This window comes from Ochrobactrum sp. 19YEA23, assembly GCF_029909865.1.
GTDB classification, from domain to species: Bacteria; Pseudomonadota; Alphaproteobacteria; order Rhizobiales; family Rhizobiaceae; genus Brucella; species Brucella gambitense.
In genome coordinates this window covers 195,416-217,403 of record NZ_JASAMQ010000004.1, presented here as the reverse complement: position 1 = coordinate 217,403, position 21,988 = coordinate 195,416, and the positions used below count along the sequence as shown (strand labels likewise).

Genomic DNA, 21,988 nt, shown 5'->3' with positions numbered 1-21,988 from the left:
TGGCCCGGCTGGGTGGTCCGGGACGCAAACGCACGGCCCGGCCCATCGGAAAGGCTAGCATATGAAACTTGGGAAACGAGGTATACTAGTTCTTGTATTGGGACTGGCGTTGATCGCAGCTTTTTTTGGATGGCGGGGTGCGCAAGAAACATCCGCTGAGACGACCACGGCGTCCATTGCTCCCGCACAGCCAAAAGCCACGGTGGTTGAAGCAGCTGCGGTGCAAACCCGCGATCTGGACAGTATTATCTCGGCTGTTGGTAGCCTGCGGGCGAAAGAATCGGTCACACTGGCCTCGGAAATCGGCGGACGTGTGGATCAGATTCTGTTCCAGGAAGGCCAGCGCGTTGAGGCAGGCAGCGTTCTGTTTCAGCTCGATACCTCCATTCTGAACGCTTCCGTGCAGTCGGCCCGTGCAGCAAATGTTCTTGCGCGGTCAACTTTCGAACGCACCGAAGCCTTGTCCAAACGCGGAATCAGCGCAACGCAGGCTTTGGAAGAAGCGGAAGCGAACCTGCGCAATACAGAAGCTGCTCTGGCGCTTGCCGAAGCGCAGCTCGCGCAGACTTCGATCAAAGCGCCGTTCGACGGCGTGGTTGGGCTGCGTTCCGTCAGTGTTGGCGCTTATGTAACGGCGGGTACGACCAATCTTGCCAGGCTCGATCAGATCGATCCATTGGTCGCGGAGTTTTCGCTGCCAGAAGTGGCACTGGCGAGTATCTCACCCCAGCAACGGGTTTCGGTGGTGGCCGATGCGCTGCCAGACCAGCCGTTTCAGGGGCAGGTCTATGCCATCGAGCCATCTGTCGATGAAACCGGCCGCTCCATCCGTATGCGCGCCTTGATCTCCAATCCCGATCTGAAGTTACGCCCGGGGCTTTTCGTTCGCGTTAATGTCACCACGGGCACCAAGGCAGATGCGATGCTGGTACCGGAAAGCGCCATTGTGCCGAGCGGTGAAACCCAGACGGTCTATCGTATCAATGCTGACGATACGGTCGAAGTGGTTACGGTCACGCTGGGGCAACGGCTTGAAGGGATGGTCGAGATTGTCACGGGTCTCGATAAGGATGCGCGCGTGGTGACGGCGGGCCAGCAGAAGTTGCAAACAGGAGCCAAAGTTCGCGTTCAGGAAGCAACTGCGGAGGAGGCGGTCTGATGTCCATATGGGAAATGTGCGTCCGCCGACCGGTCTTCGCTACGGTCCTTAGTCTGGTGCTGGTTCTGCTCGGCATCGTATCTTATGAGAGGCTGAGCACCCGCGAATATCCCGATGTCGAAGAACCGACAGTTTCTGTTTCCACCACCTATTCCGGCGCCAATGCCGAGATTGTGGAAAGTCAGGTGACGCAGGTTCTTGAAACACAGCTCTCCGGTATTGCCGGTATCGATGTGGTGTCATCGACAAGTCGCGCTGAAACCAGCGCCATCACGGTGCGCTTTACGCTTGGCACCGATCCAGAGGTGGCTGCCGCCGAGGTGCGTGACCGTGTGTCTCGGGCAAGGCGCAATCTTCCCGACGAGATAGACGAGCCGATTGTCGCCAAGGTGGAAGCGGATGCGCAGCCCAACATGTATGTGGCTTTTACAAGCGACCGTCATTCCGGCCTTGAAATCACCGACGTTCTCAATCGTACGATTGTTGACCGCATTCAGAATCTGCCGGGCGTTTCGGAAGCCCGTATTCTTGGCGCGCGCGAATATGCAATGCGTGTCTGGATCGATGCCCGCAAGCTGGCAGGTTACGGACTGACGGTTCAGGATGTCGAAACGGCGCTTGAAAACCAGAATGTCGAAGTGCCCGCCGGGCGTATTGAAAGCAAGGATCGGGAGTTTACACTTCTTGCCAATACAGCACTGAGAACGCCTGAAGAATTTGCGGATATCATTATCAATGTCGTGAACGGCTATCCGGTGCGTCTGCGTGATGTCGGAAGGACTGAACTGGGCGCTGCCGATGAACGTCGCGCAACCACCAAGCAGGGGCAAACGGCGATATCTATTGGTGTTGTCAAACAGGCAACAGCGAACCCCCTCGATGTTGCGAACAATCTGCGCGCCGTCCTCCCGGCCATTCAGGCAAGTTTGCCGGACGGGATGCAAGCTGAAGTCACCTACGACACGTCGATCTTTATCGATCGTTCCATTGCGGCGGTGTTCAGCACGATCGGCGAGGCGATCATCCTCGTGATCCTGGTGATCTTTTTCTTCCTGCGTTCGGTGCGCGCGAGCCTTATTCCCATCGTGACGATACCGGTGTCACTCATCACGACGCTGGCAATCATGTTTGCCTTCGGCTTCAGTATCAACACACTGACGCTGCTCGCCATGGTGTTGGCCATCGGTCTGGTGGTGGACGATGCTATCGTTGTTCTGGAAAACGTGCACAGGCGCATCGAAGAAGGGGAAACCCCAGTACAGGCGGCCATTGCCGGAACCGGAGAAATTGCTTTTGCCGTCATTGCGATGACGCTTACACTGGCCGCCGTTTATGTGCCGATTGCGTTCACCGAGGGTCGGACCGGGCAATTGTTCATCGAGTTCGCGCTTACGCTTGCCGGTGCGGTTTTGGTTTCCGGCTTCGTAGCGTTGACGTTGACGCCCATGATGTGCGGTAAGCTTTTGCGTCACAATGAAAATCAGGGTCGGATTTCGCGCGCACTGGAAGGGTTTCTCGACAGTCTCAACGAGAACTACCGGCGCGCGCTGGGGCTTGCCATGCGCCATAAGCTGATTGTGCTGGCTGGCGCGGCGGCAACCGCGGTTCTGGCCGGCTTCCTTTATGTCAATCTGCCGAGCGAACTCGCCCCAGTTGAAGACCGTGGTGTCATCCGTATGGCAGGCACGGCCCCAGAAGGCTCGACGCTGCAATTCACGCAGCGCTATGGTCAGGTCAGCGAGGACATTCTTTCCAGCATACCTGAGGTCAGTACATACTTTGCCATTTACGGTTTTCCGCAGGTGACCAATTTCAGCGCCTTTGGGCTGTTGAAGGACTGGGACGAGCGCGACCGCAGTCAGCAGGAAATCATTCGGTCCATCGGGCCGCAAATGGCGGAGATCCCAGGCGTTCGCGGCTTCGCCTTTAACATGCCATCGCTCTCGACCGCGCGCGGCAGCGGGGCAGGAGCCAACAATCCGGTTCAGTTCGTCATCCAGTCGTCTTCGAGTTATGACGATCTGAACCGGCTGGCGACGGAGTTCGTGGAGCGGATCAAAGAGAATCCGGGTTTGATCAATGTGGAATCGAACCTCGATCTCAACAAGCCTCGCATGGAGATCAACATGAACCGCGAGAAAATCCGTGAAGCCGGTCTGCAGATCTCCGATGTAGGCCGTACACTGGAAACCATGTTTGGCAGCCGTCAGGTTACGCGCATCGACCGGGACGGCGAACAATCGGATGTTCTTGTTCAGCTTGACGCCAGCGACCGCGCCACGCCGGATTCCATTAATATCGTGAATATGCGCGGCTCGTCAGGCCAGCTCATTCCGCTGTCCAATCTGGTGACTGTTACGGAGAGTGTGGAACCGGCCAATCTCTATCGTTTCAACCGGCTGCGCTCGGCGACGATCAGCGCTGGTCTGTCTCCCGATTATTCGCTGGGTGAGGCGCTGACTTATCTGCAAAATACAGCCAGTGAGACGTTCCCGACCTATGCCCAGTACGATCTGGAAGGGGAGTCGCGCGATTTCACCAGCTCCAATTCGAGCATTCTGTTCGTGTTCGGTCTGGCCATTCTGTTCATCTATCTGGTTCTGGCGGCCCAGTTTGAAAGCTTTGTCAGCCCGTTCATCATTCTGCTGACCGTTCCGCTTTCGATTGCCGGGGCATTGCTGGCGCTATGGTTCGCGGGTGCGAGCATGAATGTCTACAGTCAGATCGGTCTGGTCACGCTGGTGGGACTTATCACCAAGCATGGCATTCTGATTGTCGAATTCGCCAATCATATGCGTGACCAAGGGCGCGACATTGCCGATGCGGTCACGGAAGCGGCTGTGATGCGTCTGCGTCCGATCCTCATGACAACAGGCGCAATGGTGCTCGGTGCTATTCCGCTGGCCATTGCAACCGGCGCTGGCGCGCAAAGCCGTCAGGCCATCGGCTGGGTGATTGTCGGCGGTATGTCCTTCGGCACTCTGTTGACGCTCTTCGTGGTGCCGGTGGTCTACAGTCTTGTGGCGCGCAAGGCCGCCGCTCCACAGGAAGAACATAAGACCGTTCCAGCGAAGACTGTGCAATCCTAAGCGGGGACTCAGGCAAGATAGACCGCTGCGCCGCCCATCATACCGGCGCCCGCAGCGGTCAGCAAAAGGGTCTCGCCTTCTGCAAAGGGTCGTGTTTCATTGGCGACCGAGAGCGACAGCGGAATGGTCGCAGCGGAGGAGTTGCCGTAGGTCGCGATAGTCCGGACCGTTTTAGCCGGATCGATGTCCAGATTATGCGCAACAGCATCGAACATGCGCGCATTGGCCTGATGCGGTACGAAACGGTCAATGCGAGCGGCTTCGATACGAGCTGCTTTCAGCACATTTCTGGAGGTGGCGGTCATCAGATCGACTGCACGGGAAAACACCTCGCGACCGTTCTGCATCGACATTAGAAATTGCCCGGGTGCCATGTCGGGCGAGAATGGCCGGTTGCTGCCGCCGGATGGAATCGAAATCAAATCATAACCGCTTCCGTCGGAAGACAGATCAGCGGATAAGAAACCACGTCGCGGGTCTTGATCCGGTACAAGCACGACCGCTCCTGCCGCATCGGCAAAGAGGACGGCGCTTGCGCGTTCAACAGGGTTTATGCGACGGCTCAGAATATTGGCGGCGACCACAAGCACCGGACGGTTGTACGCACGGACAAAGCTGTCGGCGAGGGTGAGGGCGTAGAGAAAACCCGCACATCCGCCTGCCAGATCATTGGCACCCGACCGCACAAGGCCGAGCTTGTGCGCCAGCAAAGGGGCTGACGGCGGCAGCAGATGGTCCGGTGTTGAAGTGGCAAGCAAAGTTAGCGCAATATCTGCGCGGGCAATGGCGGCACGATTGAGCGCCATATCTCCGGCCACGGCCGCAAGCCCGCTTAATGTCTCGCTATCTTCAGCCCAATAGCGCGAGCGGATGCCCGTGCGGCCTTCGATCCAGCCGGGTTCGAGACCGAGCCGTTGTTCGATCTCACCGTTCTCGACGCGGCGTTCAGGCACCGCATGACCGAAACCGGCCATGCGGGAGGAACGGCAAAGGCTCATTGCGGTTGCCCCGTCACGATAGATGCCACTTCGTCCACCGCGTCGTAAATATGGGCTAGTTCCGCACTGGTCACGCAATAAGGCGGCATCAGATAGAGCACATTGCCGAGCGGCCGGATCAGCAAGTTGCGTTCACGGAACAATTTGCGCATGTGCTGGCCGATCTCCGCGAGATAGCCGCCAGCGGGTGCGACGATATCGAGCGCCGCAATCGTTCCCGCCTGTCGGATATTCGCAAAGCGCTGGTCTCCAGCAAATCGCGTCAGATTGTGTTCATGAAACTCTTCGATAGAGCGGATGCGGCTTAGCACCGGTTCCTGTCGCCAGACTTCCAGATTGGCGACAGCCGCTGCGCAGGCAATGGGGTTGGCCGTGTAGGAGCTTGAGTGAAAGAAGGTTTTACGTCGGTCGGTCGAAAGATGCGCGTCGAAGATCGCCGATGTGCAGAGCGTTGCGGCCAGCGGCAGCGCGCCGCCGGTCAGTCCCTTGGACACGCACATAATATCCGGTGTGATGCGTGCCTGCTCGCAGGCAAATAGCGTTCCGGTTCGTCCCCAGCCGGTCATCACCTCATCGGCGATCAGCAGACAGCCGAAACGTTCGGCGATTTCTTTCAGCGCCGTCAGCAGGGCAGGGCGATAGGTTTTCATGCCGCCAGCACCGAGAATAAGCGGTTCTATCAGCAATGCCGCTACGCGGCCTGACCTGCAATGGTGCTCAAACATGTCGAGCGTGCGCTGCTCGTTGCCTTTTTCCGGAAAGGGCAGCCGGTCGACGCCAAATAGCAAAGGTTCGTAGGCGGCGTTGAACACACCGCGTTCGCCGGTGGACATGGTGCCGATGGTGTCACCATGATAGCCGTGTTCCATCACAACGATACGGTCGCGCGCCTGACCTGTATTGTGAAAATAGCCGAGCGCCATTTTCAGCGCGACTTCCACCGCTGTCGAGCCGCTGTCCGAATAAAAGACATGGTGCAGTCCGGGCGGCGCGATTTCAATCAGTCCTTCCGCCAGTTGTTCGGCTGGTGCGTGGGAGTATTCGGCAAAGATGATCTGGTCGAAATTTTCCGTCGCGCTGCGGATAACCTGCATGATTTCTGGGTGCCGATGGCCATGGGTGATGACCCACCAGGAGGAAATCGCATCGAGAATACGCTGGCCGCTCTCGTCGATTAGATAAGCGCCCTCCGTCGATACGATGCGTTGCATCTCCGGTTCCAGCGCATGCTGGGTGAAGGGGTGCCAGACAGTTTGTCGCTTCATGCCCACACCTCCGCGAAACTGCTTAGATCAAAGCTGTCCTCAAAGGCTTGTCGCAACGCGTTTCCGCTCGGTTCGGGCAGGAACGGCAGGCGACCAAGAACGCGCACCCCGCTCATTTTCGCGATGATGCGCTGGGTTTCTATATTCTCGTCACTGATGAAGGCGATGCCGCATATTGGTATGCGGCGATGCTTTAGCGCTTCTATGGACAGAAGCGTGTGATTGATCGTGCCGAGATTGGTGCGGGCGCAGAGAATGACCGGGATTTTCCATCGGGCGAATATGTCGGCAAAAACCAGATTGTCCGAGAGCGGCACCAGCAACCCGCCAGCGCCTTCTATGACCAACGGGCCGTCTGTCGCGGGCACGGTGAATGCATCGGCGGAAATCGCCTTGCCGTCCAGCGCTGCTGACTGATGCGGCGAAAGCGGTGCCGTGAGCTTGTAGACTTCCGGCAAGATGCGGCTTTGAGGCAGGCCGGCAAGCCGCGCAACCGCCTGACTATCGGTTTCCTCGTCCAGACCAGATTGCACCGGCTTCCAATAGTAGCCATTGAGGGCGACGGTGAGTGCGGCTGAAAAGACCGTCTTGCCGATGCCGGTATCAGTGCCGGAGACGACGAAGCGCGTTGTCATGGTCTGTCTTTCCCCATTACGATGGAAAGCCGGTCGAACATCTGGTGGATCTGGCTTTCACTGACATTAAGCGTGATGGATAGTCTAAGCCGTGCGGTTCCTTCCGGCACAGTCGGAGGGCGGATCGCCCGGATATCGAACCCTTCGGCACGCATCGCTTCGGCAATGCGCATGGCGTGCAAATTGTCACCGATCAGGATCGGCATGATTTGCGAGCCGCTTGGCTTGAGGCCCAAACGTGAAACCACGAGCGATCCGGCAAGGTTTGTCAGACCCTGCAGTTGCTGGCGACGTTCTGGCTCGTCGGCAATTATGCGCAATGCCTCACGCACACCCGCCGCCATCAAGGGTGACGGTGCAGTCGAATAGATGAAGTTGCGGGCGCGGTTGACCAGATAGTCGCCCAGTATGGCGGGCAATTGCAGCAGTGCGCCGGACAGACCCATTGCCTTGCCGCATGTGTGCAGCACCAGCACATTGTCGCGATTTTCAATATTCGCCACCAGTCCACGTCCTTGCGGGCCAAAAATGCCGGTCGCATGGGCTTCGTCGATCACCAGAAACCCGTCGTGACGATCTGCCAGTTCGCCCAGTTCTGCGATGGGAGCGCTATCTCCGTCCATGGAATAAAGACTTTCGACTGCAATCCACGGATGTCCTTTGCCGCCTTTGCGTCGCCAGTCGCTGATTGCCGCGTCGAAAGCACTGACATCGTTATGCGCTGCAAAGACAGTGTCCGCCTTGCTCAATGCTATGCCTTCATGGACGCTGGCATGGATCAGTGCGTCGCAGACGATCAGGTCGCCGCGTTGCGGCAAGGTCGCGAAAAGCGCCGTATTGGCCGCAAAACCCGTGCCGAAATACAGCACCTTCTCAGCGTCGAAAAAGGCTGCGGCTTCCGCTTCCAGTGCCTCATGCTCGATATGGTTGCCGCGCAGCAGCCGCGATCCGCCTGCGCCAACTGGAACGCCCCGGTCGAGCGCGGCAGTGATAGCGGCTTTAAGGCGCGGTGAGTTGGCGAGGCCCAGATAGTCGTTCGAGGTGAAATCAATGCCCGTGTGCGCGGAGAGGGCGCGCAGGCGCGATTTTCGCTCAAAACTATCCAGCTTCGCCTGATAATGGGACAATGCCGTATTGCTCAACGGAGTTGCTCCATAGTCATCGGCTTGAGGCCAAGTCGGCGGAAAAGTGCGCTATCGTGATCTTCGCCGGGATTATCGGCAGTCAGCAGCGTATCGCCGACAAAGATCGAATTGGCTCCGGCAAAGAAGCAAAGCGCCTGCATTTCATCGCTCATGTCGGTGCGACCCGCGGAGAGCCGCACATAGGATGTGGGCATGAGAATGCGGGCCAGTGCAATGGTGCGTATGAAATCAAACGGGTCGATTGGCTGGGCATTGGCCAGGCGCGATCCGGGAATAGGGATCAACATATTGATGGGCACGCTTTCGGGCGGTGTCGGCAGATTGGCCAGCGTGACCAGCATTGAAATTCGGTCGTCTACGGTCTCGCCCATGCCGAGAATGCCGCCTGCGCAGACCTTGATTCCTGCATCGCGGACATTCGCCAGTGTTTCCAGTCGGTCTGCAAAAGTGCGGGTGGTGATGATCTCGGTATAAAACCGCTCCGACGTGTCGATGTTGTGGTTGTAATAATCAAGCCCGGCGTCGGAAAGGCGTGCCGATTGTTCGGGCGACAGCATGCCAAGCGTCATGCAAGTTTCCATGCCCATTGCCTTGACGCCCTCAACCATCGCGACAAGCATATCCATGTCGCGGTCCTTGGGACTGCGCCAGGCCGCGCCCATGCAATAGCGCGTTGCGCCGCCTTCCTGCGCTTTGCGGGCTTCCGACAGTACGCGCTCGACTTCCATCAGCTTGGAAGCCTTCAATCCGGTTGGATAATGCGCCGACTGGCTGCAATAGCCGCAATCCTCCGCACAGCCGCCCGTCTTGATTGAAAGCAGCCTGCTCATCTGAATGGCGTCTGGATCGAAATGCTGTCGGTGTATTTCCTGCGCGCGGAAGACGAGCTCTATGAATGGCAAATTATAGATAATTCTAGCAAGATTGAGCGACTCGGTTTGTTGCTCGCTTGAATCAGGGGTCAGTTTTTCGCTGATTATCTCATTAATCTCAATCATCTAACTGCTCATCCCAATTTTAATAGATATGATTCTTAAATTATCTATATTTTATGTGGGCGGGATCGCGCAAGTCGCTAATGATTGTATGCTGTGAGCAGGTGCACCGTTTTGGGGTGGGGCAAGTGGTTGGCCGGACGCCACCAGCCGCAGAACAAGAGGCTTATGCGGTGGATGCGGCCAACGACTTCGATAAAAGCGGCAGAGGATTATGAGGCCGGTTCGTGAGCCCGCCGAAAACAGGCTGAAACTCGAGAATCCCCGCGCTTGAAAGCGCGGGGACCAAATGCGTGTTACTTCACCCAGATAACGCGACGCGTCTGCGGCTCTACGAGCGCTGGTCGCTGATCGATATAGACATAGGAATATTTCGGCTGATCAGGGACGGCCATAAGCGGCACATCTTCCGGGATCACCATGCCCTCGGCCACATCACCATCAATGGCAATGGGTTGCGTCGGGTTGTTCTCCACGAAGGTCACCACATCGTCCGGTACGACGGGTACGGGCGGCCCTGCATTGGGCGCTTCGTCATAATAGACCACCTGACGGTTCTGCATCGAAACGATGACCGGTTCACCGTTCACATAAATATAGCCGAAGTCGGGATTATCGGGGATGGGGCGCACGACAACAGCTTCCGGCACGACATAACCTTCACCGACATCGTCTTGAATGACGACCGGATCGACGGGATGGGCGATGACATAGTCGCGTGCAGACTGGGGCACTTCGATAATGACGGCATCTTGCGCGACGGCCAGACCGGTGGTCGCAAGAAACGCTGCCGTTGTAAGAATAAGAGCCTTTTTCATGTCGTAGTCTCACTTTCTAGCTTGCCCCGCAGCGGTGAGTTAACCGGCCTGCACAGGGTCGGTTCCTTATTTCGCGTGCACATCATGCGACAGGCTGCAACATTCGCTCCGTGCCTGACCGGACAGGCGATACAAAAGGCGAGCTATTCGAGAGAGATAAGCGCGTAAGGCTTCCTCAACTGAAAAAGTGAGCGAAATCGCGCTTCTTCGCGGTCGCGTGCGAAAAATAATGGGCTTTGCTGTGGTAATCGATCACAGTTCGGATTACTCACACTCATTCCCCTCAAGACAGACAGTCGCCCGTTTCGGGTGGCTTCGAGTATGGCGCATGACCCCCAAGAGCCAAGGCTACTTCTTCACGATCCTCGCGGTTGCCATTTTCGCGGTGCAGGATGGCATTTCGAAATATCTTGGCACGCACTACTCGCCGATCTTCATCACGATGATCCGTTATTGGGTTTTTGCCGCATTTGTCATTCTGCTGGCCATTCGCTCTGGCGGTATCGCCAAGGCGGCATCCACGAAGCGCCCCTTTTTGCAGATCACTCGCGGCGTGATCCTGGCTGCGGAAATCGTCACCTTCATCTTCGGTCTCAGCCGCGCCGGAATGGCCATGGCGCAGTCTGTCTTTCAAGGCGCGCCTTTGCTGGTGACCATGCTTTCGGTGCCTTTTCTCGGCGAAAAGGTTGGCTGGCGTCGCTGGACGGCGATTATAGTCGGTCTGTGCGGCGTGCTTTTGATCATCAATCCGGTCAAGGCCCATTTCGACGCCAATATTCTGTTTTCTGTCGCTGCAACCTTCATGTTCGCGATCTATGCGGTCGCGACGCGCGCGGTCAGCCGCGACGACGACGCCATGACCAGCTTCTTCTATACGGGGATCGGCGGCGTCGTGGTGCTTACGGCGGTGGGTTTCTTTTATCTCGTGCCCATCGCGCCGCATGACTGGTTCTGGATGGCGGCGCTCTGCGTTTGCGGCATTTCCAGCCATTATTGCCTCATCCGTGCTTATGACATTCTGGAAGCAGGCGAGGTGCAGCCGCTGACGTATCTCCAGCTGGTGATCGGCGCTTTTATCGCGACGCTGGTTTTCCACGAAACCTTGACGTGGAACGTCATTGCTGGCGCCTTCATAGTTGTCAGCGCGGGTCTCTTCTCCATGTTCCGGGAGCGGAGCCTGTCGCTCAAACGCACCACGAGCTCGACAACGCCCTGAGCCGTAAACGAATTCAAATTCCTCCGCTTGCGACTGCGAAAAATAACGGGTTTCGTTGTATCAATCGGATTCTTTAGCGGTTACTCAAACTCATACCTTTAGGCAGATTTTCACCTGTTACGGGCGGTTTTGAGTATTGCGTATGAGCCCCAAAAGCCAAGGCTACCTATTCAAGCTTGTCTCGGTGTCCATTTTTGGGGTGCAGAACGGTATATCGAAGTATCTTGGTACGCATTACTCGCCGATCTTCGTCGCTATGATCCGTTATTGGGTTTTCGCTGCGTTCGTCATATTGCTGGCCAGGCGATCCGGGGGAATTATCAAGGCAGCTTCCTCGAAGCGTCCCTTTCTTCAGCTCGCCCGCAGCGTCATGCTGGCGGTCGGCGTGGTCTTTGCCATTTTTGGCTTGAGCCGGGCCGGGTTGGCCACCGCTCAATCGATTTTCCAGGGCGTGCCTTTGCTGGTCACCGTGCTTTCCGTACCAATTCTCGGCGAAAGGATTGATTGGCGTCGCTGGGTGGCGATCATCATAGGCCTGTGCGGTGTGCTTCTGATCATTAATCCAATCAATGCACATTTTGATGCTAACATTCTGTTCGCCGTGGCCGCGGCCTTCACATTGGCGATCTATGCCGTGGCAACACGAGCGGTCAGCAAGGACGACGGCGCGGTGACCAGTGTCTTCTACACAGGCATCGTTGGTTTCGTGGTGCTGACGGTCATCGGCGTCTTCTATATGGAGCCAATCGCGTGGCAGGATTTGCCGTGGATGGCGCTGTTGTGCATTTGCGGCGTTTCGGCCCACAGTTGCCTGATCTGCGCTTATCATATTGTTGAAGCGGGCGAACTGCAGCCGCTGACCTACTTCCAGCTGGTCATCGGCGCTATCGTTGCGACGCTGGTTTTCCACGAAACCTTCACGTGGAATATTGTTGCCGGCTCTTTCATCGTTGTCGGTGCTGGCTTGTTCTGCATGTTCCGGGAGCGGAGCCTGTCGCTCAAACGCACCACAAGCTCGACAACGCCCTGATCCATAATTGAAGCCCAAGTCAAATTCTCTTGAGCGGCTTTGTTTTGCCGTTATCTGTGATATATGCCGTCAACGGTCAGCACGATTGTTTATTGCTCGCAGTTTCTTTTGAGCCGACCGTCGTTTGCGGCATGGATATCTCCAAAAGGCGCGCATCACCTTTCCCGGATAGATAAGCCAGGTTCGTGAAATCTCCGCCATCAGCATGTGATGGCGGTCGCCCGTTTATTGCCTGCTGAGCTGGAATAGCCATGAGTATCAGCCTCGAGAGCCAGAGTTCAACCGCCGAAGCCGCAGCTTCGGAGGGCAAGAGCAATTTTCGCATCATTGCGCTGATTGTTGCCAGTGCGATGCTGATGGAACAGCTCGACGCAACCATTCTGGCCACCGCGCTCCCGACCATGGCGCGTGATTTCGGTGTCGGTGCGCCTTCAATGAGTGTTGCGCTGACCTCCTATCTGCTCAGTCTCGCGATTTTCATCCCGGCAAGCGGCAAGATCGCCGACCGCTTCGGCACGCGTACGGTTTTCCGTTTCGCGATTGCAATCTTCATTCTGGGTTCCGTGCTCTGCGCGCAAGCGCCAAACCTGCCATGTCTGGTCGCGGCCCGGCTGTTGCAGGGCGCAGGCGGTGCGATGATGCTGCCGGTCGGCCGTCTGGTGCTTATCCGTTCGGTGGAACGCAAGGACCTTATCGCCGCCATGTCGTGGATGCTGGTGCCCGCGCTTATGGGCCCTATTCTCGGGCCGCCGCTTGGCGGTCTGTTCGTGACATTTCTGGACTGGCGCTGGATTTTCTACATCAATGTTCCCATCGGTATTCTGGGCATGGTTTTCGTGTCGCTTTATATCGGTGAATATAAAAGCGAAACGCGCGAACCTTTCGATTTCGTGGGTCTGATCCTGTCGGGTATTGCGCTTGGCGCTTTGCTGTTCAGCCTGGAAACGGCGAGCAATCCGGGGGAAGGGAACCTCGCGCTGAAGCTGTTTGTCGTTGGCGTTGTTTTCGGCGTTGCCACAATTGTCCATTCGCGCCGTCATCCCGCACCAATGCTCGATTTCTCGCTGATGCGGATTGAGAGCTTCGGGACATCAATGATTGCGGGGTCGATCACCCGCATCACGCAGGGCGCACATCCGTTTCTGCTGCCACTGATGCTTCAGATCGGCTTTGGCCTGTCGGCCGTGGCGGCGGGCAACATGGTGCTTGCGACCGCGCTTGGCGCGCTGGCGATGAAAGCCTTTGCGCCGCGGATCATCCGGCGATTCGGCTTCCGGCAGTCGCTGGTGGTCAACGGCATATTCTCCGCGTGCAGCTATGCGATCTGCGCTTTCTTCACACCGGAATGGCCGCACTGGCTGATTTTCATCGTGCTTGCCATGTCGGGCTTTTCAATGTCGTTCCAGTTTACTGCCTATAACACGGTGGCCTATGACAGGGTGGACGCAAAGCGTATGAGTTCGGCCAACAGCTTTTACTCGACGTTTCAGCAGCTCATGCTGTCAGTCGGTGTTTGCGTGGCGGCGCTGGTTCTTCATGCATCCATGAACCTTCATGCGCACGACGTGCCCGTCATGTCCGACTTTTCGACGGCATTTCTCGTCGTGACCGGCATTTCACTGACAGCGACTTTCTGGAACCTGCGTTTTGCCAAGAACGCTGGCGAACAGATGCGGGGCAGATAATGGCCCCGTCAGGGCCGAATGCTGTCGCGGTCGGCTAGAATGGAGGCGGATTCGCAATAAAGCCGCATGATCTCCGTGTCTTTCTTGTCGTTTGAAAAGGCGTCGATTGTTTTATAAACGCGCACTTCCGCATCCCTTATGCGGTCCGGAATCCGGTTGTCTTCCGTCACGACGAAAGCGTAGACATAGTCGCCGCGCGCATAGCCGATCGCCATCGTCATGTCGGTCGGATGGTTGATATTGGTGTCTTTGGTCGAGAACAGGGTGTTGTCAGTCTCGAAATAAAGTTCGGTCGGGCCGGAGCCGGTCGCATAGCTGTAATAGGCTTCCTTCTTGCCCGGATTGGCCTTGGTGTCGGCAATGCGGCAAAACTCGGCGCGGGCGTTGCGATCCGGAATGTTGCAGGCAAATTGCGTCTGCCACGGCGGAATACAATTCGCCATCGCGGGTAGCGGTGCAAATGCCGCCATTGCCAGTGCAAGACTAATCTTCATGCAAAGCCCCTCATTTTCGTCCGGCTCCGAATCGAAATCTGCGCCTGCATTAGCAGAAGCAAACACACGCTTGATGGGCAAGATGTTTGCTGCCGTAACGGAAGTGCTCGGCTGAAACGAAAAAGGCCTCCTTGCTGATGTGTCAGCAAGGAGGCCTTGGCTCAAGAAAGCGTTGAAGCTTTTAAATGAGACCCGATTATTCTTCGAACCAGATTTTTTCGGCCAGACGATAACCGCTCATGTCGCCGCCGGACGGCGTCGGGGTAAAGCCCTTGATCTTGTCGGTCGCGGCAGCAAGATTGTCGGCGAAGAGCGGGATGATTTCGCCGCCTTCATCCACCATGATGACCTGAATGTCGTGGTAGATTTTCTTGCGCTTTTCCTCGTCCAGTTCAACGCGGGCTTCGGCAAGCAGCTTGTCGAAAGCTTCATTCTTCCAGGCGGTTTCGTTCCACGGTGCGTCCGACTGCAGGATCATCGAAAGCATCGCATCGGCGGTCGGGCGAACGGCCCAGTTGGAGGCGACGAACGGACGCTTCAGCCAGATTTCATCCCAGTAACCGTCAGATGGGACGCGTTCCACATCGATGGTGATACCGGCCTTGGCAGCGGCGGCCTGATAGACCTGCGCCGCATCGACCGCGCCGGGGAAACCGTTCTCCGAAACCACCAGCGGAATATTGCCGCTATAGCCGGACTTCTTGAAGTGGAACGCTGCCTTTTCCGGGTCATAGGCGCGCTGCGGAATATCCTTGGAGTAGTAAGGGTTCGACGACGAAATCGGGTTGTCGTTGCCAATCGAGCCAGTGCCGCCGAGAATGCTCTTCTGCAATTCTTCGCGGTCGATGGCGTATTTCAGCGCCAAACGCACATCATTATTGTCGAAAGGCGCCGTATCGACCCGCATCGGCAGGCAGTACATGGTGTTTTCAGGCGTTTTCAGAATCTGCACGCCGGGGCGCGATGAAACGAGACCTACCGAACGAGCGTCCACGCGATTGACGATATGCACCTGTCCGCTCAGCAGCGCCGCCATGCGGGCGGTCGCGTCGCTCATGGCGATGGTTTCGACGGATTCCACATTGGCGCGATCCGGCGCCCAGTAATTCGGGTTGCGACGCGTCAATGCACGAACGCCCGGCTGGAAATCTTCCAGAATGAACGCGCCGGTGCCGATGCCCTTGTCGAAATCCGCATCGAGCGGCGTAATGCCGAGATGCACGTCGGTCAGTGCTGCCGGGAAATCGGCATTGCCCTTGTCGAGCGTGATCGTCACTTCGTAAGGATCGGTCGCCTTCAACTCCGTGACAGCGAGCAGGAAGCCCTTGCCGCCGGAATTGCTGTTTTCGCCGCGATGGTGGTTCAGCGAGTAGATGACGTCTTCGGCCTTCAGCTCCTTGCCGTTGTGGAACTGGATGCCCTTCTTGAGACGGAAAACCCACTGCGATGCATCCGGCTTGGTTGCTTCCCAGCTTTCGACGAGCGCGCCGTAGAGGCGGCCATCCGGCGTCGGCTCAAGCAAGGTGTTGAAGAGCTGGAAACCCACCGAATACATGTAGGCTTCGGGGTAGTAGGCCGGATCGAGACGGTCAGAACTGGATGCCGTGTCGAGACCCATGATCAGATGGCCGCCCTTGCGTGGCGTGGCGTCCTGTGCGCGCGCCTGACCGGGCATCCAGAAACTGGCGGTCGCGCCAAGCGCCAGCGCGCTGCCTGCTCCAAGCAAAAACTGACGACGATTTGGGGAAAGAGAGTTCGGGTTGTGATCCGACATGGCGGGTACTCGCATTCTATATAACGGGCCTGTGTAGCAGGCGTACTATTTGGTTCCGTTCTATCGGGACCGTTGGTTGCGTTCGTGGTAATTTTTTCTAATTTCTACGCAATTTCTGTAATAATTTTCAACAGGAATTATCATGATCCTGCGCGTAGAGCCTCAGACGCTGTTGTTGGATCACCTGTTCAGACGACGCCGACCTTGATTCAGATGAGTGATGCACCGACTTCGGGACGTGCGTGCTGTAACAGCTGAATATCCGGAAAAGACTGAAACCCATTGAAAAGATTGAAGTCGGGACGCCTTGGAACGTGCTTCCGGTGCATGCAGAGCCCGCGCGATTAAGTAAAGACTTTTAACCAGTCCTGCAAGGAAAGTAAGAATTTGACCTTAGCTTAAATAAGTAAGTATCGATTCTTTGACGTTCTGCCGCTAAACTCCCGGTTCTGTATGGGCGAGAGCACACGCCGTAAGCCGCAAAATGCGGTTGCCGGGAAGAATGTGTGCGAGAAAAAGTGGCTGGAGCGCCGGTCTGACTTGGTCAGTTCAGAACGCGCTTTAAGGGGTGCGGAGCTAAATCTTGGAGCTAGACCAAAACACGCTATTTTTCGCAGCGGGCTTATGTTCACTTGCGGTGGCGCTAACGATTTTGAGCGTCTGGTATCAGAACCGTTTGGACAAGTTCCTGCTCTGGGGCTGCCTGGGCATGATCCTGCTCGGCTCCGGTGCAGTGCTCAGCTATTCGGGTCTTCTCGCTCTCGTTCCCTCGACAGTGATCGCTTTCAGCCTGATGACCGTCGGTTTCGTTTTTCTGTTCGTTGGTGCAAAGCAAATTTCGGCCCGACGGGTGCCGACAGGCTTTCTTCTTTTGCTGTCCATCGTCGCAATTGGCATTGTTGTGCTGCCCATCCTGTTAGGCTTCGTGGGCGTTGGCATCGCGACTTTCAATTTTGTCGCTGCATTTCTGCTCTACATCACGGCCAAGGAATATGGCTCGGTCTATCACGAAGCCCCGGTTCCGGTGGTCGGTATGATGACGCTCTATCTGCTGACAGCGGTTTCATTTTTCCTGTGCGGTTCCGTCATTGTCTTTCAACAGCAATGGGTCATGACCAGTCTGCCGAGCAATCTGGCAGAAGATTTCAATGCCATCATGGCGCTCATCGGCATTACCGGCATCGGGGCATTGTCGCTGACCTTCACGCAATCGCGTATTGCGCGGCGTCATGCCAATGAAGCGCGCACCGACAGCCTGACGGGACTGCTGAACCGGCGGGCGCTTTACGATTGTCTGGCGGTCGATGAGATGCGTGCGGGCGATTCCGTGATTGTCTTCGATCTGGATGCATTCAAGTCGATCAATGACAGTCACGGTCATACGGTCGGGGATCGCGTATTGCTGGAATTCGCAAGCATCATCCGCGCCCATGCCGGGCCGGGCGCGATCATTGCGCGCATTGGCGGCGAGGAATTCGTGCTGATCCTTCGGCAGACATCCAATGTGAATGTTCTCGCGACCGCTGATAAAATTCGCAAGACTTTCGCGTCCGCATCATTCGACACGACACGCGATCCATTCAGCACCACGACAAGTGCCGGTATCGCCTTCTTAACCGCAGCCGATTCCGGGTTTGAAACGGTTTTCCGTCGCGCCGACGCAGCGCTTTATCGCGCCAAGGATCTGGGCCGTAACCGGATTTGCACCGAGTTGCAGATCGTCGCCTGATCGATTTCACCTGTCTCTAGAAGGGCTTTAGGGCACGCCAAAAGCGTGTCTTTGCGCCTTAATTTGAAGGGATTTTTCAATAATTGCTATTCATTCCTTCCAAATCGGAAGGAGTTAGCTTCATTCTGCCCGGCTAATCAGCGAGCGCTTTTTTTGAGATCGTCCGTTTCAACAATCACTGTTTTGAAACGAGGTTCATCGTGATCGACAATCGTACCGCGCCTTATGCGATCTTCATTCTGCGTCTCGCACTCGGCATTCTGTTTCTGGCCCATGCGGGTCTGAAACTCTTCGTCTTCACCCCTGCCGGAACGGCTGCCTTCTTCGGATCGCTGGGTCTGCCGGGTTGGTTCGCCTATGTTACTATTCTCTGGGAAATCATTGGCGCCGTCGCGCTGATAATCGGCGTCTATCCGCGTGTTGCGGCTGCTGCTCTGATCCCGATCCTGCTCGGTGCGATCTTCACGGTCCACGGCGCAGCCGGCTTCTTCTTCACCAATGCCAATGGCGGTTGGGAATTCCCGGCATTCTGGATTGTCGGTCTTGCCGTGGTGGCGCTTGCAGGCAACGGCGCTTTTGCGTTGAAGCCGGGCGCATCCGCGAACTGACGCCAAAGCGCACTGTTCCGCAATGCGGGGAGGTGACCTATGCTCCTCTCCGCACTTCTCCCGATCATCAAGGATAGATGCCATGCTCGTAGACGGAAAATGGACTGAAGACTGGCAACCGGTCCAGGCCAAGGATGAAAAAGGCGGTTTCGTGCGCCAGATTTCCGGCTTCCGTAACTGGGTCACCCCGGACGGCAGCGCGGGTCCGACCGGCGAGGCGGGCTTCAAAGCCGAGGCCGACCGCTACCATCTCTATGTGGCCTATATCTGTCCGTGGGCGTCGCGCACGCTGATTGCGCGCAAGCTGAAAGGGCTGGACAAGCTCATTTCGATCTCCGTCGTGGAGCCAGCGTTGACGGATCAGGGTTGGCGTTTCGGTGACTATCCGGGTTCCAACCGTGATAGCCTCAACGGCGCGACCTATATGCATGAGCTTTATACCAAAGCTGACCCCCACTATACGGGACGCGCCACCGTGCCGGTACTCTGGGACAAGAAGACGAAAACCATCGTCAACAATGAATCCGCCGATATCGTCCGCATGTTCAACACCGGCTTTGGCGATCTCGCCAACAACGATATCGATCTCTATCCGGAGCCGCTGCGGGCGGAAATTGATGCGCTGAACGAGCATATTTATCCGAGCCTGAACAATGGCGTTTATCGGGCCGGTTTTGCCACCACGCAGATCGCCTATGATGAAGCTTTCCGCGATGTCTTCCGCACGCTGGACGAGCTGGAAGCACGGCTTTCAGGCAGCGGACCGTTCCTGTTTGGCGAACATTTCACCGAAACGGATATCCGCCTCTTCGTCACTCTGGTGCGCTTCGATGCGGCCTATCACGGCCTGTTCAAGTGCAATCTGCGTCGGCTGGTTGATTATTCCGCGCTGAGCGCCTGGCTGACGCGCATTCTGGATATTCCCGGCATTCGCGAAACGGTCAATATCGATCACATCAAGCGCGGCTACTATTCCATCAAAGCGCTGAACCCCACCGGCATCGTGCCGCTTGGGCCTGATTTGCCGGGGTTGGCCCCGGTTCACATTTGAAAGCGAATGACAGACAGATGCATTCTTTGGTTATTTTTCTCCACGGTGTCGGCAGTCGCGGCGGTGATCTCGCTTCGCTTGGCGAGTTCTGGGCCGATGCCTTGCCCGGTGCGGCGTTTGCCGCGCCGGATGCACCTTTTGCCTTCGATCAGGGCGGTTCCGGGCATCAATGGTTCAGTGTGAGCGGCGTCACGTCTGCCAATCGTCCACAGCGGATTGTCGAGGCGCGTGCGGTTTTTGATGAAACTCTGACGCGGATCATTGCCGAGCATGGCTTTGCCGATAAGCTCGACCGAGTGGCTCTCGTCGGTTTTTCACAAGGCGCAATCATGTCGCTTGATGCGCTTGTTTCGGGGCGCTGGCCGATTGCAGCAGTGGTTGCCTTTTCCGGCAGACTGGCTTCGCCCGAACCCTTTACGCCAACCCTTGCGACGCAGGCTCTGCTGGTACACGGCAGTATCGATACGGTCATTCCAGCAAGCGAATCCGAAGGTGCAAATGCGCGCCTTGTCGGAATTGGTGTGAACTCCACCTGCCATATTCTGCGCGGCGTCGGACATACGATATCGTCCGAAGGAGCGGTCATGGCTGCCACATTCTTAAGGTCTGTTTTGAAGCTAGGATAATTTCCGGATTGAGCTATTTTTGACCTCAACGGAGTAGAAAATAGCTGAAATGGAAGTAGTCGATGGATCGGCTTGATTGCGAGCGCATGTTCGTTGCGGTGCTGGATACGGGCAGTTTTTCTGCGGCGGCGCAGCGGCTTGGTACAAGCAGCGGTCAGGCATCCAAACTCGTATCACGGCTGGAGGCTGATCTTGGCGTCCAGCTTATCAAGCGCACCACACGCGCCTTGTCGCCCACCGAGGTTGGATACGCCTATTATGAGCGCATGAAGGGTCTGTTGCAGGACTTTGACGCACTCGAAGCGTCAGTGCGCAACGCATCGGGTGCCCCCACTGGGCGTATAAGGCTGACAGCGCCGATGTCATTCGGCACCTTGCGGCTGACGCCAGTATTGCTGAAATTTGCGCAGTTATTTCCCGATATTCAGATCGATGTTAGCTTTTCCGACCGCGTTGTCAGTCTGGTCGATGAAGGCTTCGATATCGGCGTGCGGATCGGCAAGCCGCTCGATAGCAGCCTGATTGCCCGCAGGCTATGCGATGCGCGGGTGGTTCTTGTTGCCGCGCCGTCCTATCTCGCCGAGCACGGAGCGCCGGCTCACCCGCAAGATTTGACGCAGCATAGCTGCATCATCGATACGAATTTCCGCGATCCTTATGTCTGGCGTTTCGCGTCGCAAGACGGCGGCGATGCCGAGGCAGTCAGTGTTACGGGCAGGTTGCATTTTTCCAATGGCGAGGCTTGTCTCAATGCGGCTCTGGCCGGATTGGGTATTGCACATGTGCCGACATTCATTGCCGGTCCATCCATCCGTGAAGGGCGCGTTCAGCGCGTTTTGGGAGAATTTGAAAGCAAGCCGCTTGGCATCCATGCCGTCTATCCGCCAGCGCGCCATCTGGCGATCAAGGTGCGAACTCTGGTTGACTATCTGGCTGACTGTTTTCGCGGCGAGCCGGATTGGGATCGCGACTGGAACTAAAAACGTTATGCCCGCCGGGAAGGCGGGCATATAGAGGGCTATTTCGTATCAGGCTTCGAAACGACTGACTTCAAGTCCGGTGCCGATTGGCAAAAGCACACTGCCGATGGCCGGCTTGGCGCGGATGGCTTCGCCATAGCGTTGAAGATTTTCACCGCCGGGCCGGATCATATTGTCCGCCACGACAATCGCGCCGTTATTGAGCTTCGGATAGAAGGCTTCAAGGCACGGAACGTACAGGTCTTTCCAGAGATCAAGGAAAACAAGGTCGACCTTTTCCGGCAGCGCTTCAATCATCGCGACGGCATCGCCGATCCTGAAGTCGATATGGTCGGCCAGACCGGCCTTCGTCGCCATTTCCTTTGCGAAATCGGATTTGTAGCCATGAAGTTCCATGGTGATCAGCTTGCCGCCGGTGGCGTGCACCGCTTCACCGAGCCAGATGCCGGAATAGCCGAAAGAGGTGCCGATTTCGAGGATGGTCGGCTTGTGCAGGCTTCGCGCCAGCGTGTTGAGAAACCGTCCGGTGTCGGGACCGATAGCGCGCATACGCATATCCTGCCCACCATCGCGGCCGCCCGGCGCTTCGATGCGCGGCGCATCGCGTTCCTCACGCTGCCGCGCATGATATTCATCAAGGACAGCCTGCACCTTTTTGTCCAGCATATGCTCGCCAACAGTCAGCTTGCGC

General features: G+C 56.8%; 19 protein-coding genes. 10 read left to right on the top strand and 9 right to left on the bottom strand.

Annotated elements, in window-relative coordinates; genetic code table 11:
• The first annotated feature begins 61 nt into the window (after positions 1–61).
• Positions 62–1,159, top strand: a complete 1,098-nt coding sequence (locus QBD01_RS12585) for an efflux RND transporter periplasmic adaptor subunit (RefSeq protein WP_280993084.1) — start codon at positions 62–64, stop codon at positions 1,157–1,159.
• Positions 1,159–4,248: an efflux RND transporter permease subunit gene (locus QBD01_RS12580; protein WP_280993083.1), complete on the top strand. Its 3,090-nt coding sequence runs from the start codon at positions 1,159–1,161 to the stop codon at positions 4,246–4,248. The genes QBD01_RS12585 and QBD01_RS12580 overlap by 1 nt, the downstream gene beginning before the upstream one ends.
• 8 nt (positions 4,249–4,256) lie before the next feature.
• Here QBD01_RS12580 and QBD01_RS12575 read toward each other — a convergent pair whose 3' ends face one another.
• The 6 genes from QBD01_RS12575 to QBD01_RS12550 form a co-directional block, all read right to left on the bottom strand.
• Positions 4,257–5,246: a beta-ketoacyl-ACP synthase III gene (locus QBD01_RS12575; RefSeq protein ID WP_280993082.1), complete on the bottom strand. Its 990-nt coding sequence runs from the start codon at positions 5,244–5,246 to the stop codon at positions 4,257–4,259.
• On the bottom strand, positions 5,243–6,511 hold the full coding sequence (locus QBD01_RS12570) for an adenosylmethionine--8-amino-7-oxononanoate transaminase (protein WP_280993081.1): 1,269 nt from the start codon (positions 6,509–6,511) through the stop codon (positions 5,243–5,245). Before QBD01_RS12570 ends, QBD01_RS12575 begins: the two co-directional genes overlap by 4 nt.
• Positions 6,508–7,146, bottom strand: coding sequence for a dethiobiotin synthase (gene bioD / locus QBD01_RS12565; RefSeq protein WP_280993080.1), 639 nt, complete (start codon positions 7,144–7,146; stop codon positions 6,508–6,510). Before bioD ends, QBD01_RS12570 begins: the two co-directional genes overlap by 4 nt.
• Complete coding sequence (locus tag QBD01_RS12560) at positions 7,143–8,288, bottom strand: 8-amino-7-oxononanoate synthase (protein WP_280993079.1); 1,146 nt, start codon at positions 8,286–8,288, stop codon at positions 7,143–7,145. The genes bioD and QBD01_RS12560 overlap by 4 nt, the downstream gene beginning before the upstream one ends.
• Positions 8,285–9,280 (bottom strand): biotin synthase BioB, encoded by a 996-nt coding sequence (gene bioB / locus QBD01_RS12555; RefSeq protein ID WP_392391405.1) that lies wholly within the window; start codon positions 9,278–9,280, stop codon positions 8,285–8,287. The genes QBD01_RS12560 and bioB overlap by 4 nt, the downstream gene beginning before the upstream one ends.
• Positions 9,281–9,582: 302 nt before the next feature.
• A complete protein-coding gene (locus QBD01_RS12550) occupies positions 9,583–10,104 on the bottom strand; it encodes a DUF1236 domain-containing protein (RefSeq protein WP_280993077.1) in 522 nt (173 codons plus the stop codon).
• Positions 10,105–10,432: 328 nt separating this feature from the next.
• Between QBD01_RS12550 and QBD01_RS12545 the strand changes: the two genes are divergently transcribed.
• The 3 genes from QBD01_RS12545 to QBD01_RS12535 all read left to right on the top strand — a co-directional run bounded on the left by QBD01_RS12545 (position 10,433) and on the right by QBD01_RS12535 (position 14,035).
• On the top strand, positions 10,433–11,320 hold the full coding sequence (locus QBD01_RS12545) for a DMT family transporter (RefSeq protein WP_280993076.1): 888 nt from the start codon (positions 10,433–10,435) through the stop codon (positions 11,318–11,320).
• 142 nt (positions 11,321–11,462) lie between these two features.
• Complete coding sequence (locus QBD01_RS12540) at positions 11,463–12,350, top strand: DMT family transporter (RefSeq protein WP_280993075.1); 888 nt, start codon at positions 11,463–11,465, stop codon at positions 12,348–12,350.
• 251 nt (positions 12,351–12,601) lie between these two features.
• Complete coding sequence (locus QBD01_RS12535; RefSeq protein WP_280993074.1) at positions 12,602–14,035, top strand: DHA2 family efflux MFS transporter permease subunit; 1,434 nt, start codon at positions 12,602–12,604, stop codon at positions 14,033–14,035.
• Between the two features lie 8 nt (positions 14,036–14,043).
• On the opposite strand, the gene QBD01_RS12530 is transcribed toward QBD01_RS12535, so the two are convergent.
• Complete coding sequence (locus QBD01_RS12530) at positions 14,044–14,529, bottom strand: hypothetical protein (RefSeq protein WP_280993073.1); 486 nt, start codon at positions 14,527–14,529, stop codon at positions 14,044–14,046.
• 196 nt (positions 14,530–14,725) lie between these two features.
• Positions 14,726–16,303, bottom strand: coding sequence for an ABC transporter substrate-binding protein (locus QBD01_RS12525; protein ID WP_280993072.1), 1,578 nt, complete (start codon positions 16,301–16,303; stop codon positions 14,726–14,728).
• Positions 16,304–16,886: 583 nt separating this feature from the next.
• Here QBD01_RS12525 and QBD01_RS12520 point away from each other — a divergent pair.
• The 5 genes from QBD01_RS12520 (at position 16,887) to QBD01_RS12500 (ending at position 21,297) form a co-directional block, all read left to right on the top strand.
• Positions 16,887–18,032 (top strand): GGDEF domain-containing protein, encoded by a 1,146-nt coding sequence (locus QBD01_RS12520; RefSeq protein ID WP_280993071.1) that lies wholly within the window; start codon positions 16,887–16,889, stop codon positions 18,030–18,032.
• Positions 18,033–18,232: 200 nt separating this feature from the next.
• Positions 18,233–18,640, top strand: coding sequence for a DoxX family protein (locus QBD01_RS12515; protein WP_182519834.1), 408 nt, complete (start codon positions 18,233–18,235; stop codon positions 18,638–18,640).
• An 82-nt stretch (positions 18,641–18,722) separates the two neighbouring features.
• Positions 18,723–19,691: a glutathione S-transferase family protein gene (locus QBD01_RS12510; RefSeq protein ID WP_280993070.1), complete on the top strand. Its 969-nt coding sequence runs from the start codon at positions 18,723–18,725 to the stop codon at positions 19,689–19,691.
• Positions 19,688–20,317 (top strand): dienelactone hydrolase family protein, encoded by a 630-nt coding sequence (locus tag QBD01_RS12505; RefSeq protein ID WP_280993069.1) that lies wholly within the window; start codon positions 19,688–19,690, stop codon positions 20,315–20,317. The genes QBD01_RS12510 and QBD01_RS12505 overlap by 4 nt, the downstream gene beginning before the upstream one ends.
• A gap of 62 nt (positions 20,318–20,379) precedes the next feature.
• Complete coding sequence (locus QBD01_RS12500; RefSeq protein ID WP_280993068.1) at positions 20,380–21,297, top strand: LysR family transcriptional regulator; 918 nt, start codon at positions 20,380–20,382, stop codon at positions 21,295–21,297.
• Between the two features lie 48 nt (positions 21,298–21,345).
• On the opposite strand, the gene QBD01_RS12495 is transcribed toward QBD01_RS12500, so the two are convergent.
• Positions 21,346–21,960: a class I SAM-dependent methyltransferase gene (locus QBD01_RS12495; protein WP_280993293.1), complete on the bottom strand. Its 615-nt coding sequence runs from the start codon at positions 21,958–21,960 to the stop codon at positions 21,346–21,348.
• Positions 21,961–21,988: the final 28 nt, after the last annotated feature.

Coding starts and splice junctions, on each gene's coding strand:
- QBD01_RS12585 (WP_280993084.1), top strand. CDS start 62: ATGAAACTTGGGAAACGAGGTATACTAGTTCTTGTATTGGGACTGGCG.
- QBD01_RS12580 (WP_280993083.1), top strand. CDS start 1,159: ATGTCCATATGGGAAATGTGCGTCCGCCGACCGGTCTTCGCTACGGTC.
- QBD01_RS12575 (WP_280993082.1), bottom strand. CDS start 5,246: ATGAGCCTTTGCCGTTCCTCCCGCATGGCCGGTTTCGGTCATGCGGTG.
- QBD01_RS12570 (WP_280993081.1), bottom strand. CDS start 6,511: ATGAAGCGACAAACTGTCTGGCACCCCTTCACCCAGCATGCGCTGGAA.
- bioD (WP_280993080.1), bottom strand. CDS start 7,146: ATGACAACGCGCTTCGTCGTCTCCGGCACTGATACCGGCATCGGCAAG.
- QBD01_RS12550 (WP_280993077.1), bottom strand. CDS start 10,104: ATGAAAAAGGCTCTTATTCTTACAACGGCAGCGTTTCTTGCGACCACC.
- QBD01_RS12545 (WP_280993076.1), top strand. CDS start 10,433: ATGACCCCCAAGAGCCAAGGCTACTTCTTCACGATCCTCGCGGTTGCC.
- QBD01_RS12540 (WP_280993075.1), top strand. CDS start 11,463: ATGAGCCCCAAAAGCCAAGGCTACCTATTCAAGCTTGTCTCGGTGTCC.
- QBD01_RS12535 (WP_280993074.1), top strand. CDS start 12,602: ATGAGTATCAGCCTCGAGAGCCAGAGTTCAACCGCCGAAGCCGCAGCT.
- QBD01_RS12530 (WP_280993073.1), bottom strand. CDS start 14,529: ATGAAGATTAGTCTTGCACTGGCAATGGCGGCATTTGCACCGCTACCC.
- QBD01_RS12525 (WP_280993072.1), bottom strand. CDS start 16,303: ATGTCGGATCACAACCCGAACTCTCTTTCCCCAAATCGTCGTCAGTTT.
- QBD01_RS12510 (WP_280993070.1), top strand. CDS start 18,723: ATGCTCGTAGACGGAAAATGGACTGAAGACTGGCAACCGGTCCAGGCC.
- QBD01_RS12500 (WP_280993068.1), top strand. CDS start 20,380: ATGGATCGGCTTGATTGCGAGCGCATGTTCGTTGCGGTGCTGGATACG.